Origin of the sequence: Jannaschia sp. 2305UL9-9 (genome assembly GCF_041403465.1) — a bacterium.
Lineage (GTDB): Bacteria > Pseudomonadota > Alphaproteobacteria > Rhodobacterales > Rhodobacteraceae > Jannaschia.
Genome location: NZ_JBGEHM010000002.1, coordinates 941,824 through 956,653, shown reverse-complemented (window position 1 = coordinate 956,653; position 14,830 = coordinate 941,824). Strand labels below are relative to the sequence as shown.

Below are 14,830 nucleotides of genomic sequence, written 5' to 3'. Positions count from 1 at the left end.
CGTGACAGGGCGCGCGGGACGGCCTATCGTGCCGCGTCAAAGGGCCGGGACAGGCCCGGAGGGCAGGCGCATGGCAAGCGATCGCGGGTTCCGCGACACATGGACGACACGCTGGCGCGTGATGCGGGCCGCCCCGCCGCGCGGCGCCCGTGCCCTCGTCTGGCACCCTCAACCACGGGGCAGCGGATCGGCACGGCGCGGCGCGCAGATTGCCGATGGCCTGTGGCATTTCGCCGGACAACTGGTCGAGGCACCCGATGCCTCGCCCTGGTCGCTGGCCCCGCCGTCCGTCCCCTTCGAGATGCAGTTGCACGGCTTCGGGTGGCTCGACGATCTGATGGCCACCGGCAGCCGGGCTGAAGCGGACAAGGCACGCGCATGGACGCTGGAATGGGCACGCCGCTACGGGCGGGGCACCGGGCCCGGCTGGGCGCCTGCCCTGACCGGGCGGCGATTGCTGCGCTGGATCAGCCATGCGCCGGAGATCCTGCGCGGCACGTCCGCGCGGGAACAGGCCGTGTTCTTCGACGTGACCTATCGGCAGGCGGGTTTTCTGCGAAACCACTGGCAGGAGGCCGCGACCGGCCTGCCCCGGATGGAGGCGCTGACCGGCCTCGTCTACGCCGGTCTGACGCTGGAAGGGATGACCACGCTGGCCAGCGACGCCAGCGCCGCCCTGACCCGTGCCATGAAACGCGACATCGCCGAGGATGGCGGCATCGCTTCCCGCAACCCCGAGGCCCTGCTGGAGGTCGCGACCCTGCTGGGCTGGTCGATCGAGGCCCTGTCGGGCAGCGACCGGGAGGTGCCGGCCGGTCTCATCGAGGCACGTGCCCGAATCGTGCCGACCCTGCGCGCCTTGCGTCATTCGGATGGGGGGCTTGCGCGTTTCCATGGCGGCGGGCGCGGCAAGGCAGGGCGGCTGGACCAGGTTCTTGTCGCCTCCGGCATCCGCGCGCGCAACGACAGTGGCCTCGCCATGGGGTTCGTCCCGGTCCAGCATGGCCGCACCACCGTCATCATAGATGCCGAGGCCCCGCCGACGGGGCGCATCTCGGGCTCGGCCCATGCGTCGACCTGCGCATTCGAGATGACGTCCGGCCATTGTCCGGTGATCGTCAACTGCGGCCCCGGCGGCGCCTTCGGACCGGATTGGCACCGGGCGGGCCGGGCCTCCGCATCGCATTCCACCCTGTCGATCGAGGGCGCGTCGTCGTCGCGCATCGGCCCCCTGCTGGCGGATGGCGGACGGCGGATCGCCCCGATGATCCAGGTCCCGAAAAAGGTGCAATGGCAGCGCAGCGCATCGCGCCGGTCGACAACCGTGATCCTTGCGCACGATGGCTATGGTCCGGGTTTCGGCCTGACGCACCTGCGCCGCCTGAACCTGTCGACCGATGGCCGCGTGCTGGAGGGGGAGGATGCCCTGCGTGCCGTGACCACCCGCGACAAGGAGGTGTTCGAGGACGCGATGACCGATGCCCAGTTGCAGGGCATCCCGTTCCAGATCCGGTTTCACCTGCATCCCGATGCGCGGGCGGAAATCGACATGGGCGGTCGCGCCGTCTCGATCACCCTGCCCTCGGGCGAGGTCTGGGTGTTCCAACCCGGCCAGGAACGGGCGGTGACCATCGACAAGTCCGTCTACCTCGAACCGGGTCGATTGAATCCCCGTCCGGCGCAACAGGTGGTTTTATCCGACCGCGTTGTGAAATATGCCGCGACCATCGACTGGACCCTGACACGCGCGCAGGAGGCGACGGATCTGCCGCCCGCTTCTGCCGACGGGGTCTGACCTGATCGCCTGAAGGAAGCCCGCCCATGACCCTCGTTCCGCTGAAACGCGCCCTGATCTCCGTCTCCGACAAGGGGGGTCTGGTCGAATTGGGTCAGGCACTTGCCGCCCGCGGGGTGGAGCTTCTGTCCACCGGCGGCTCCGCCGCGACGCTGCGCGACGCGGGCCTGACGGTGATCGACGTGGCCGAGGTGACTGGATCGCCCGAGATGATGGACGGGCGCGTCAAGACCCTGCACCCCAAGATCCACGGCGGCCTGCTCGCGCTGCGCGACAATCCCGACCACGCGGCGGCGATGGTCGAACACGGCATCGGCGGCATCGACCTTCTGGTGGTCAACCTCTACCCGTTCGAGGCGACCGTCGCCTCCGGCGCGGACGCGGCCACCTGCATCGAGAACATCGACATCGGCGGCCCTGCCATGATCCGCGCCGGCGCCAAGAACCAGGGCTTCACCTGCGTCGTCACCGATCCGCAGGATTACGACGCCCTGCTGGCCGAACTGGAGGCGAACGACGGCGCCACCACCCTGCCCTTCCGGCAGATGCAGTCCGCCCGCGCCTATGGCCGCACCGCCGCCTACGATGCCGCCGTTGCCACGTGGATGGCCCGGTTCGAGGACACGCCCCGCCGCGTCGCTGCCGCCGCCACGCTGGCCCAACCGCTGCGCTACGGCGAGAACCCGCACCAGTCGGCGGCCTTCTATACCGACGGCTCGGGCCGCCCCGGCGTGGCCACCGCGACGCAACATCAGGGCAAGGCCCTGTCCTATAACAACATCAATGACACCGACGCCGCCGTCGAACTGGTGGCTGAATTCACCGATGCGCCCACCGTCGCCATCATCAAGCACGCCAATCCCTGCGGCGTGGCCAGCGGCGCGACATTGGCCGAGGCCTATCAGCGCGCCTTCGACTGCGACCGCACCTCGGCCTTCGGGGGGATCGTCGCCCTGAACGGCACGCTGGACGAGGAAACCGCGAACCTGATGGCGGGCATCTTCACCGAAGTCGTCATCGCCCCCGACGCGACCGACGCGGCCAAGGCCGTCTTTGCCGCCAAGAAGAACCTGCGCCTGCTGACCACCGGTATCCTGCCCGACCCCCGTGCACCCCGCCGCATGATGATGCAGGTCGCGGGCGGCTGGTTGGCGCAGGACCATGACACCGGCCATGTCGCCGACGCCGACCTGCGCGTGGTCACCAAGCTGGCCCCGACGGATGCCCAGATGGCCGACCTGCGCCTTGCCTGGACGGTCGCCAAGCACGTCAAGTCCAACGCCATCATCTATGTCCGTGACGGCGCCACCGTCGGCATAGGCGCGGGCCAGATGAGTCGTGTGGACAGCAGCCGGATCGCCGCCCGCAAGGCACAGGACATGGCCGAGGCGCTGGGCCTGCCCGAAAGCACCGCCAAGGGCTCCGTCGTGGCCTCCGATGCCTTCTTCCCCTTCGCCGACGGCCTTCTGGCGGCGGCCGAGGCGGGCGCGACCGCGATCATTCAGCCCGGCGGATCCATGCGCGACGATGAGGTCATCGCCGCCGCCGACGAGGCGGGCCTCGCGATGGTGTTCACCGGCATGCGCCACTTCCGCCACTGATGCGCGCGCTCGCCCTCTCCGCCGTGCTGGCCTTCGTGGTGGACCAGCTGTCCAAGGTGATCGTGGTTCACCTGATGGACTTGAAGACCGTGCTGTTCGTCCCGGTTGCCCCGCCGTTCCTGACCTTTCGCATGGGATGGAACGAGGGGATCAATTTCGGCCTGATGTCCGGCGCAGGGGCGCGTTGGGCGTTGATCGCGCTGGCCGTCATCATTTCGGCGGTGATGCTGCGCTGGGCGCGGAGCTTTACCCGCCCGGTTCAGCACGTCGCCGCCGGCCTGTTGATCGGCGGCGCGTTGGCGAATGCCTTCGACCGGGTGATCTATGGCGCGGTGGCCGATTTCCTGAACATGTCCTGTTGTGGCATCGACAACCCGTTCGCGTTCAACCTGGCGGATGTGTTCATCTTCGCCGGGGCGGCCGGCCTCGTCATCTGGGGCGAGGACAAGGCCGCGAAGAACACCCCGTGACCCCGGCGCGCGCCTGCGCTAGACGAGGGACCACGAGGACGAGAGGGGACGGGTGACATGATCGGACGCATTGGCCTTGCGGCCCTGACCGCGCTGACACTGGCAGGGTGCGAGCGGGACAATCCGCAATTGTTCAACCTGCGCTCGGCCGACCGGACGCCGGACGAATTCGCCATCCTGCCGACCAAACCCCTCGAAACACCCGCCGATCTGTCCACCCTTCCGCCCCCCAACCCCGGCGGTGTCAGCCGCACCGACCCGGCGCCGCAGGCCGATGCCATCCTGGCCCTTGGCGGCAATCCGACGGGGGGCACGCGGGCGGACGGCGCGCTCGTCTCGGCGGTGTCGCGATATGGCGTGCAGGCGGGAATCCGCGATCAGCTGGCGACCGAGGATCTGGAGTTCCGGCGCAAGAACGATGGCCTGTTCCTCGAACGGGTGTTCAACGTGAACGTCTATTTCAAGGCCTATCGCACGCAATCGCTGGATCAGCATGCGGAGTTGGAACGCCTGCGCGCCCTTGGCGTTCGCACCGTTGCCGCCCCGCCCGAGGCCGACTGACCGCAGGCCTGTCCGCCTGCGGACGGTCTTGGAAGGCGCGGAAAGCCGCCGACGACCCATGACAAGCCCGTGATCTGCGGTAACGCGGCGGTTTGATTTCCGCCGCGAAGGCATATCTGTTGGCCAAGTCCATCAGATCCACAATCCCGGAGCGACCCTTTGCGCCTTGCCCCCCTTGCCGCCGTCCTGTCCCTCCTGACGGCACCCGTGCTGGCACAGACCGGCGATGACACGGTCACCACCTTCACCCTGCCGAACGGCATGGATGCCGTCGTCATAGAAGACCATCGCGCCCCCGTCGTCGTGCACATGGTCTGGTACAACGTGGGATCGGCGGATGAACCCGCGGGCAAGTCCGGCATCGCGCATTTCCTCGAACACCTGATGTTCAAGGGCACCGACGAATTGGAGCCGGGCGAGTTCAGCGAGATCGTGGCCGCCCAGGGTGGCACCGACAACGCCTTCACCTCGCGCGATTATACCGGCTATTTTCAGCGCGTCGCCGCCGACCGCCTTGGCCTGATGATGAAGCTGGAGGCCGACCGGATGCGCGACCTCGTCCTCGACAGCGAGGACATGCTGACCGAACGCGATGTCGTTCTGGAAGAACGCGCCCAGCGCACCGACAGCAACCCCGGCGCGATCTTCGGAGAGCAGCGCAACGCCCTGCAATACCTCAACCATCCCTACGGCGTGCCGATCATCGGCTGGAAGCACGAGGTGGAGAAGCTGACCCTTCAGGACGCGCTCGACTTCTATGGTCGCTTCTATGCGCCCAACAATGCCACCCTTGTCGTTGCGGGCGACGTCGACCCCGCCGAGGTCGAGGCAATGGCGCTGGAACACTACGGCGCGCTTGAACCGACGCCCGGCCTCGAGGCGCGCGAGCGCCCGTCGGAGCCGCCGCAGGTCGTGCCCCGACGCGCGACCTACACCGATGAGCGGGTGTCGAACCCCTACGTCATCCGCACCTACCTGGCCCCCGAGCGGGATGCCGGCGATCAGGAGACGGCCGCCGCCCTAACGATGCTGGCACAGCTGCTGGGCGGGTCGTCGCAGACATCCCTCATGGGGCGCACGCTGGAGCAGGAGGAAGGCACCGCGCTCTATACCTCCGCGTTCTATTCCGGCACCGCCTATGACGACACGACCTTTGGCGTCATCGTGATGCCGACGCCCGATCGCACCCTTGAACAGGCCGAAGCCGACATGGACCGCATGATCGAGACGCTGCTGACCGAAGGGATCGATACGGCGCAATTGGAGCGGATCAAGGGACAGGTCCGGGCCGCCGAGATCTATGGCCGTGACAGCCTTCAGGGGCGCGCCCGGACGTATGGCGTTGCCGTCACGTCCGGCCTGACGGTCGAGGACGTTCAGGAATGGCCTGCCATCCTCGAGGCCGTGACCGAAGAAGACATCCTGACCGCCGCACGCGAGGTCTTTGACATGAACCGATCCGTGACCGGCTATCTTGCCCGTCCCGCCGCATCCGAGGAGGTGACCCAATGAGCCTGATGCGCAATCTGTTCGTCGCCGCCCTGACGATCCTGCCCCTGCCCGCCGTGGCCGCCGTCGAAATCCAGGAGGTCACCTCGCCCGGCGGCATTACCGCCTGGCTGGTCGAGGAGCCGTCGATTCCCTTCGTGGCCTTCGATATCCGCTTCAAGGGGGGCGCGAACCTCGACGACCCCGGCAAGCGCGGCGCCACGAACCTGATGATGGGCCTGCTCGAGGAAGGCGCCGCCGACCGCGACGCGCGCGCTTTTGCCGAAGCAACCGAAGATCTGGCTGCGCGCTTCGGGTTCGACACCTACAACGACAGCGTCGGCGTTCAGGTAGAGGTTCTGACCGAAAACCGGGACGAAGCGCTGAGGCTGCTGCGCGATGCCCTGATCGAGCCGCGTTTCGACCAGTCGGCCATCGACCGGGTGCGCGATCAGGTCCTTGCCGGGATCGAGGCCGATGCCCGCGATCCGCAGGAAATCGCCTCGACCACGATGTCGGCACTGGCTTTCCCCGATCACCCATACGGCACGGCGCTGGAGGGAACGCGCGAGACCGTATCGTCCCTCACACGGGATGATCTGATGGCGGCCCATGCCGCGGCGCTGACGAAGGATCGGATGTATATCGGTGTCACCGGCGACATTTCGGCCGCGGATCTCGGCCCGTTGCTCGATACCCTTCTGGGCGATCTGCCCGAAGTCGGCGCGCCCGAGGTACCAACCGCGACCTATGCCCTCGACGGCGGGGTGACCGTGACGGATTTCCCCTCGCCGCAATCGGTCGTCCTGTTCGGACATGAGGGGATCATGCGCGACGATCCCGATTTCTTTCCGGCATTCGTGATGAACCATATTCTCGGCGGCTCCGGCTTCGCCTCCAAGTTGATGAGCGAAGTGCGCGAGGACCGGGGCCTGACCTATGGAATCGGCAGCTACCTCGTCCCCCGGGAATACGGCGCGCAATACCTGGGGCAATTCTCGTCCTCGAACGACAAGACCGCCGAAGCGGTCCAGATCGTCCGCGACATCTGGGCGGACGTCGCCACCAACGGTGTCGACAGCGAGAAGCTGGATGATGCCAAGACCTATCTGACCGGCGCGTATCCGCTGCGATTCGATGGCAACGGCCAGATCGCCGGGATCCTTGCCGGAATGCAGGTTCAGGGTCTTGGAATCGACTACATCGCGACGCGCAACGACAAGGTCATGGCCGTCACGGCCGAGGATATCCAACGCGTGGCCGCCCGCGTCCTGCAGCCCGAGAACCTGCATTTCGTCGTCGTGGGACAACCCGAGGGCCTTGCAACCGGCGGGTTGTGACGCCCTGACGATCGGGACCGGCGCGCGGTGCGCCGGATCTTTCCCAAGCCCTGCGCCCATGCTAGCCCTAGCGGCATGGGTGCCCCCGACCGCAACATATCCCCCCCGCGCATTCGTCAGCTGGACGAAGGTGCCGTCAACCGCATCGCCGCCGGCGAGGTGGTCGAACGGCCCGCTTCTGCCGTCAAGGAACTGGTCGAGAATGCGCTGGATGCCCGGGCCAGCCGCATCACCATCGACATCGCGGATGGGGGGCGCACCCTGATCCGGGTCACCGACGACGGCCACGGGATCGCGGGCGATGACCTGCCCATGGCATTGTCGCGGCATGCCACCTCCAAGATCGACGGCAGCGACCTTCTGAACATCCATTCCTTCGGGTTCCGGGGTGAAGCGCTTCCATCGCTGGGGGCGGTCGGGCGGTTGACCATAACGTCCCGCGCGGCGGGATCGGATGGTGCGATGGCGATCCACGTCAACGGCGGGCGCATCGACGCGCCCCGCCCCGCCGCCCTGCGCAGCGGCACCTGTGTCGAACTGCGCGACCTGTTCCATGCCACCCCCGCGCGCCTGAAGTTCCTCAAGACGGAACGGGCCGAGACGATGGCCGTCACCGATGCGATCCGCCGTCTGGCCATGGCCGAACCCGGCGTGGCGTTTCACCTGCGCGACACCTCGGACGGTGGCGACAGGACGCTGTTCCGCGCCGATGCGGCGAACGATCTTGCCGAACGTCTGGCCACGATCCTCGGCACCGAATTCACGACCAACGCGATGAACCTCGATGCGACGCGGGATGGCATTCGTCTGACCGGCCTTGCGGCTCTGCCGACCTATTCCCGCGGCAACGCCGTCCATCAGTACCTGTTCGTCAATGGCCGCCCCGTGCGGGACCGGATGCTGACCGGCGCGCTGCGCGGGGCCTACATGGACGTGCTGGCCAAGGATCGCCACGCCGTCGCGGCCCTGTTCCTGACCTGCGATCCGGTGCTGGTCGACTGCAACGTCCACCCCGCCAAGACCGAGGTGCGGTTCCGGGATGCGGGCGGGGTTCGTGGATTGATCGTGTCCGGCCTGCGCCATGCGCTGGCCTCGGCCGGGCACCGTGCGGCGACGACCGTCGCCACCGGCACATTGGGTGCGATGACCGCCGAACGCCCCAAGGCCCCCGTCTATCAGATGGATCGGCCCAGCGTTGGCGCACGCAGCACCGCCTACACCGCACAGGCACCGGCCCCCGCCGCGCCGATCCCCGGCCTGTCCGAGGCATCGGCGCGAATGGACCGGGTGGAGGAACCGGCACAGGACGCCCCCGAGGCCGGATACCTCGGGACGGCCCGCGCGCAGTTGCACGAGAACTACATCGTCGCACAGACGCCGACAGGCATGATCCTCGTGGATCAGCACGCCGCCCATGAACGCCTCGTGTATGAACGTCTGAAAACGCAGATGCGCGCCCATGGCATCACGGCGCAGGCCCTTCTGATCCCCGAGGTGATCGAGGTGGGTCAGATGGCGGACCGCCTGCTGTCGCTCGACCTCGGTCGCCTCGGCCTTGTCATCGAAGGGTTCGGGCCGGGCACGATCGCCGTGCGCGAAACGCCCGCCATCCTCGGACAGGTCAGCGCCAGGGCCCTGATCCAGGATATCGTCGAGGAGTTGGAGGAGGACGAGGACGCCGATCCCCTGTCGCTGCAATCGAAGGTGGATGCGATCCTCAGCCGGATGTCCTGTCACGGGTCCATCCGATCGGGCCGCCGCATGTCCGCGCCGGAAATGAACGCCCTCCTGCGCGAGATGGAGGCAACGCCGATGTCGGGGCAATGCAACCACGGGCGCCCGACCTATGTCGAACTGCCGCTTGCGGACATCGAACGGCTGTTCGGGCGGACATGACCATCGACCTGTCGGATCCGATGGTGATTCTGGGGGGGATCGGCGCGGCCGTCATCCTGATCCTGCTGATCCTGCTCATCACCATGTCGGCACGGATGCGGGATCTGACCCATGCGCAGACACATCTGTCGGGTGGTCTTGCCGCCCTGAATGATGCGCAACGGCGCGGCGAGGCGCAGATGGGGGCCGCGTTGAACGACACGGCAACCCGCACCGCGCAGACCCTTGGCGCGCTGCATCAGCGGCTGGCCGTGATAGATGCAGCACAAGCCAAGATCGAAACCCTGTCGGGCAACGTCCTTGGCCTGCAGGACATCCTGTCCAACAAGCAGACGCGCGGTGCCTTTGGCGAAATCCAGTTGCGCGATCTGGTGTCCAAGGCCCTGCCACCGGACGGGTTCACATGGCAGGCGACCCTGTCGAACGGACGCCGGGCCGATTGCCTGATCCACATGCCCGACCCCCCGGGCCCGTTGGTCATCGACGCGAAATTCCCGCTCGAAGCCTATGAGGCGATGCTGGCGGATCCGTCGCAGGCCACCCGCACGGCGTTTCGGGCAACGATCCGCACGCATGTCCGCGCCATTGCCGACAAGTACATCCTGCCCGGTGAGACGGCGGACGGGGCCTGCCTTTTCCTGCCGTCCGAGGCGATCTATGCAGAACTGCACGCCCACCACGCCGAACTGGTGCGCGAGGGGTTCGCCGCCCGTGTCTGGATCGTCTCGCCGACGACGATGATGGCCACGCTGAACACCCTGCGCGCGATCCTCAAGGATCACCGGATGCGCGAACAGGCCGGAGAGATCCGCAGCGCCCTCGCCGCCCTGCACCGGGATGTGGAACTGATCGTCCAGCGGGCCGCCAAGCTGGAAACGCATTTCGATCAGGCCCGGCGTGACGTCGAGGGGATCGCAACCGCCGCCGAACGCGCGGGAAAACGTGCCGACCGCCTCGATGCCTTCGATTTCGCCGAGGCCCCGCCAGACAAGCCGCGCATTGCCCCCGTCATCCGGCGCGGCTGACCTTTTGCGGCAAACCGTGAAAAGCGCGTGTCGGAACGACGTTGAATTGTGAAAACCCGGTCTGCCGTGCTACCTCACATCCCATGAGCAGTCTCCCCTCCAAGTCCGACATCCTGCAATGGATCTCTGACAATCCCGCCCTCACCTCCAAGCGCGACATTGCAAAGGCGTTTGGCATCAAGGGTGCTGCGCGCATCGATCTCAAGCGGACGCTGAGGGAGCTGGAGGACGAAGGCCATCTGGCCAAGCGCAAACGCTCCTACGAGGATCCGGATCGCCTGCCGCCCGTGTCCGTCCTCAAGGTGGCCGGGACCGATCGTGACGGCGACATGTTCCTTGCCCCCCACGACTGGAAAGGCACCGCGCCCGAACCGAAGATCCTGTATGTTCCCAAGGATGGCGATCCGGCGCTCGGCCCCTCGGACCGCCTGCTGGTGCGCCTGACCGAGGTCGAGGGGCAGGACCACAGCCACGAAGGGCGCCTGATCCGCCGCATCGGCACCGGCCCGCGCCGCACCGTCGGCGTCTTTCGCGCAGGTTCCGAAGGGGGGCGCCTGTTGCCCGTCGACAAGGGCGCGGACCGCGAATGGTTGATCGGTCCCTTCGACACGGGCGATGCTCGCGACGGCGAACTGGTCGAGGCCGAGGCGCTTGGCGGACGCAACCGCGTGGGTCTGCCGAAGGCAAGGATCGTCAATCGTCTGGGCGACCCCGGCGCGGCCAAGGCCGTCTCCCTGATCGCGATCCATCAGCACGATCTGCGCGACGATTTTCCCGCCGAAGCCATCGCCGAGGCAGAGAGTGCAGAGCCCCCCACCCTCGACGGGCGCACCGACCTGCGGGACATGCCGCTGATCACCATCGATCCGTCCGACGCGCGCGACCATGACGACGCCTGCTACGCGCACCCCGACGATGCGCCCGAAAACGAGGGGGGCTTTGTCATCTGGGTCGCGATCGCGGATGTCGCCGCCTATGTGACGCCGAATTCCGCCCTCGACCGCGAAGCACGCGAACGGGGGAATTCCACCTATTTCCCCGACCGCGTGGTGCCGATGTTGCCCGATGCGCTGTCCGGCGATCTGTGCTCGCTGCACGAAGGGGTGGAGCGTGCCTGCATCGCCGTGCGGATGACCATCAACGCCCAGGGCGAGAAGATCGCGCAACGTTTCGTGCGCGGTTTGATGCGATCGCCCGCGTCCCTGCATTACGAGGAGGTGCAGGCCGCCATCGACGGCGCCCCGACAGACCGGACGGAGCCGTTCCTCGCCACGGTGCTGCGCCCGCTCTACGATGCTTACGACGCCTTGAAGATCGCGCGGGGGCGGCGCCAGCCGCTCGATCTCGATCTGCCGGAACGCAAGATCATCCTGTCCGACGAGGGCGAGGTGACCAGCGTCGCCTTCCGCGACCGTCTGGATGCGCATCGCCTGATCGAGGAGTTCATGATCCTCGCGAATGTCGCCGCCGCCGAGGAGTTGGAGCGTCTGCGCACGCCCCTTTTGTACCGCGTCCACGAGGAACCGCCCGAGGACAAGCTCGACGCCCTGCGCGAGACGGCCAAGGCCAGCGGGTTCAGCCTGCCCAAGGGACAGGTAATGCGGCCCGCCCTGCTCAACAAGTTGCTGCACGATGCCGCCGACACGGACCTGTCCGAGCTGATCTCCATGTCGACCCTGCGATCGATGATGCAGGCCTATTACGGTCCGGTGAACATGGGGCACTTCGGGCTGGCCTTGCGCAGCTATGCGCATTTCACCTCGCCCATCCGCCGCTATTCCGACCTGATCGTCCACCGGGCCCTGATCACCGCACACGGCTGGGGCGACGACGGTCTGTCCGACTGGGACATCGAACATCTGGAGGCGACGGCCAAGCTGATCTCGGAGGCGGAGCGACGGTCCATGATCGCCGAGAGGGACACGAATGACCGCTACCTCGCGGCCTTCCTCGCAGACAAGATCGGGGCGGAATTCACCGGCCGCATCTCTGGCGTGCAATCCTTTGGCGCCTTCGTGCGCCTGGATGAGACGGGGGCAGACGGCATGATCCCCGTGCGGTCCATGGGGGCCGAATACTTCCGCTATGACCGGGATGCGCAGACCCTGACCGGAACGGACACCGGGCTGGAAATCGCCCTGGGGCAACGTGTGACCGTCCGACTGGCCGAAGCGGCGCCCGTGACGGGTGGTCTGATCGTCGAGTTGATCGGGATCGAGGGGGATGCCGTCCGCCGCGCCCCCCGCGGCAGTGGCAAGGGCAAGGGCGCCCCGCGCAAACGCAAGCTGCGCAAGGCTCCGCGCAAGCGGCGGTAGGGATGGCCGGGATGCGCGCGCTTCTGATTGTCCTGACGATCGCCCTCGCCGTCCCTGCCTTGGCGCAGGACAGGTCGATCCGCCCCGTTCAGCGCAGCGATCAGGGCGCCGCTCTTGCAGAGTGGGTCACGGCATTCCGGCCACGCGCCCTCGCGGCCGGCGTGGATGCGGCGACCTATGATGCCGCGCTGGCCGGCGTGCGCTACCAGCCTGACATCGTGCGCCGCGACCGCACCCAGTCGGAGTTCACGAAGACCCTGTGGGACTACCTCGACACGGCCGTCAGCCCGCTGCGCATTGCCAACGGTCAGCGCGCCATGGCCCGCCACGCGACGGCCCTGACCGCGATCGAGGCGCGCCACGGCGTCCCGAAGGAGATCGTGGTCGCTGTCTGGGGGCTGGAAAGCAGCTACGGTGCCTTTCGCGGCAATACCCCCACGCTGGAGGCGATCACCACCCTTGCCTTCGACGGGCGCCGTGCGGACCTGTGGGAGGGGGAGCTGATCGCCGCTTTGCGCATCATCGCGGATGGCGAGATCACGGTGGACCGCATGCGCGGCAGCTGGGCCGGCGCGATGGGGCATACGCAGTTCCTGCCGTCATCCTATCTGGACCACGCACAGGATTGGGACGGCGACGGGCGGCGCAACATCTGGGGCGATGATCCGACCGATGCCCTCGCCTCGGCGGCGGCCTATCTTGCGGCCTATGGTTGGACCACCGGTCAGCCATGGGGGGTGGAGGTGCATCTGCCTGCCGATTTCAATTATCGCGACACAGGGGAGTTGGTGACCAGGACTGCCGATGCATGGACGGCCCTCGGGGTCCGGCCCGTGTCGGGGGGCAACCTGCCGCCCGGCGACGACATCTCGATCCGGGTGCCCGCCGGCCACCGGGGGGCGGCCTTTGCCACCTATCCCAATTTCCGCGTCATCGAACGCTACAACACTGCCGACGCCTACGTGATCGGCGTGGGCCATCTGGCCGACCGCCTTGCCGGTGGCCCGGCGCTCGTCGGTGACTGGCCCCGCGGGGATCGTGCGCTGCGCTTCGACGAACGCGTCGAGATGCAGCGACTGCTGGCCCAGAAGGGCCATGACCCGCAGAAATTCGACGGTCTCGTTGGCCCGCTGACGTTGGAGGCGATCCAACAATATCAGCAGGCAGAGGGTCTGATCCCGGATGGCTATGCCAATCCGCAACTGCTCGCACGGTTGCGCCGCTGACGTCAGCGGCGCGCCGTCGCGATCATCGGGGCAGTCTCAGCCCGCGTGACGTGTCGGTGCGGCGAGGGACGAAAAGCCGTAGTGACGCAGCCAGCGCAGGTCGCTGTCGAAGAACGCGCGCAGGTCCGGGATGCCGTATTTCAGCATGGCGATCCGGTCGATGCCGACACCGAAGGCGAAACCCTGCCACTGGTCGGGGTCGATGCCACCAGCCGCCAGAACCTTGGGGTGGATCATGCCCGAGCCGAGAATCTCCAGCCAGTCGTCACCCTCGCCCAGCTTGAGCGTGCCGCCTTCCCACGAGCATCGGATATCGACCTCGGCCGAGGGCTCCGTGAAGGGGAAGTGCGAGGCGCGGAAGCGCAGCTCGATCTCATCGACCTCGAAGAACGCGCGGCAGAATTCCTCCAGACACCATTTGAGGTTGGCCATGGAGATGTCGCGGTCGATGGCGATGCCCTCGACCTGATTGAACATCGGCGTATGCGTCTGGTCGTAATCGGCGCGGTAGACGCGGCCGGGACAGATCGCCCGCAACGGCGCGCCCTGCGCTTCCATCGCCTTGATCTGAACCGGGGATGTATGCGTCCGCAGGACGTGGGGCGGACGGTTGTCGCCTTCGGCCCGCGCCATGTAGAACGTGTCCATCTCGGCGCGTGCGGGGTGGTGACCGGGAATGTTCAGCGCGTCGAAGTTATACCAGTCGGTTTCGACCTGAGGTCCCTCGGCGACCGAAAATCCCATGTCGGCAAAGATCGCGGTGACCTCTTCCGAGACCTGCGAAATGGGGTGGATGCTGCCCTGACGGCGCGCGCGTGTGGGCAGGGTCACGTCCAGCCATTCGGTGCGCAGACGCTCGTCCAGTGCCGCATCCTCCAACCCGGCCTTGCGGGCGGCGATGGCGGAATTGATCTCATCCTTGAGGGCATTCAACGCGGGGCCCGCGACCTGCCGCTCCTCCGGCGTCATCTTGCCGAGCTCGCGCATCTTCAGCGCGACCTCGCCCTTCTTGCCAACAGCGGCGAGGCGCACGGCCTCTAGTGTCGCCTCATCGGCGGCGGACTTGATCTGGTCCAGATATTTGTCGCGAAGATCGGTCATCGGTGCCCCCGG

11 protein-coding genes are annotated in these 14,830 nt (G+C 67.2%); 10 read left to right on the top strand and 1 reads right to left on the bottom strand.

Going from position 1 to position 14,830, the window contains the following annotated elements:
* Window positions 1–70 precede the first annotated feature (70 nt).
* From V6N07_RS12735 to V6N07_RS12690, 10 genes are all read left to right on the top strand, one after another.
* Window positions 71–1,795, top strand: coding sequence for a heparinase II/III family protein (locus V6N07_RS12735; RefSeq protein WP_371156680.1), 1,725 nt, complete (start codon window positions 71–73; stop codon window positions 1,793–1,795).
* 26 nt (window positions 1,796–1,821) lie between these two features.
* Window positions 1,822–3,396, top strand: coding sequence for a bifunctional phosphoribosylaminoimidazolecarboxamide formyltransferase/IMP cyclohydrolase (gene purH / locus V6N07_RS12730; RefSeq protein ID WP_371156679.1), 1,575 nt, complete (start codon window positions 1,822–1,824; stop codon window positions 3,394–3,396).
* The gene (gene lspA / locus V6N07_RS12725) at window positions 3,396–3,866 is read left to right on the top strand and encodes a signal peptidase II (protein ID WP_371156678.1); all 471 of its coding nucleotides are present in this window, start codon (window positions 3,396–3,398) and stop codon (window positions 3,864–3,866) included. Before purH ends, lspA begins: the two co-directional genes overlap by 1 nt.
* 57 nt (window positions 3,867–3,923) lie before the next feature.
* Entirely contained in the window at window positions 3,924–4,427 is a 504-nt protein-coding gene (locus V6N07_RS12720; RefSeq protein WP_371156677.1) for a DUF3035 domain-containing protein, read from the top strand.
* Between the two features lie 159 nt (window positions 4,428–4,586).
* The gene (locus V6N07_RS12715; RefSeq protein ID WP_371156676.1) at window positions 4,587–5,939 is read left to right on the top strand and encodes a M16 family metallopeptidase; all 1,353 of its coding nucleotides are present in this window, start codon (window positions 4,587–4,589) and stop codon (window positions 5,937–5,939) included.
* On the top strand, window positions 5,936–7,255 hold the full coding sequence (locus tag V6N07_RS12710) for a M16 family metallopeptidase (RefSeq protein ID WP_371156675.1): 1,320 nt from the start codon (window positions 5,936–5,938) through the stop codon (window positions 7,253–7,255). The genes V6N07_RS12715 and V6N07_RS12710 overlap by 4 nt, the downstream gene beginning before the upstream one ends.
* A gap of 75 nt (window positions 7,256–7,330) precedes the next feature.
* Window positions 7,331–9,151, top strand: coding sequence for a DNA mismatch repair endonuclease MutL (mutL, locus tag V6N07_RS12705; protein WP_371156674.1), 1,821 nt, complete (start codon window positions 7,331–7,333; stop codon window positions 9,149–9,151).
* Window positions 9,148–10,176: a DNA recombination protein RmuC gene (locus tag V6N07_RS12700; protein WP_371156673.1), complete on the top strand. Its 1,029-nt coding sequence runs from the start codon at window positions 9,148–9,150 to the stop codon at window positions 10,174–10,176. Before mutL ends, V6N07_RS12700 begins: the two co-directional genes overlap by 4 nt.
* 83 nt (window positions 10,177–10,259) lie before the next feature.
* The gene (gene rnr / locus V6N07_RS12695; RefSeq protein ID WP_371156672.1) at window positions 10,260–12,491 is read left to right on the top strand and encodes a ribonuclease R; all 2,232 of its coding nucleotides are present in this window, start codon (window positions 10,260–10,262) and stop codon (window positions 12,489–12,491) included.
* Between the two features lie 11 nt (window positions 12,492–12,502).
* Window positions 12,503–13,717 carry a lytic murein transglycosylase gene (locus V6N07_RS12690; protein ID WP_371156671.1) on the top strand — a complete coding sequence of 405 codons (1,215 nt, stop codon included), beginning with the start codon at window positions 12,503–12,505 and terminating at the stop codon, window positions 13,715–13,717.
* A gap of 36 nt (window positions 13,718–13,753) precedes the next feature.
* Here V6N07_RS12690 and pheS read toward each other — a convergent pair whose 3' ends face one another.
* Complete coding sequence (gene pheS, locus V6N07_RS12685; RefSeq protein ID WP_371156670.1) at window positions 13,754–14,818, bottom strand: phenylalanine--tRNA ligase subunit alpha; 1,065 nt, start codon at window positions 14,816–14,818, stop codon at window positions 13,754–13,756.
* Window positions 14,819–14,830: the final 12 nt, after the last annotated feature.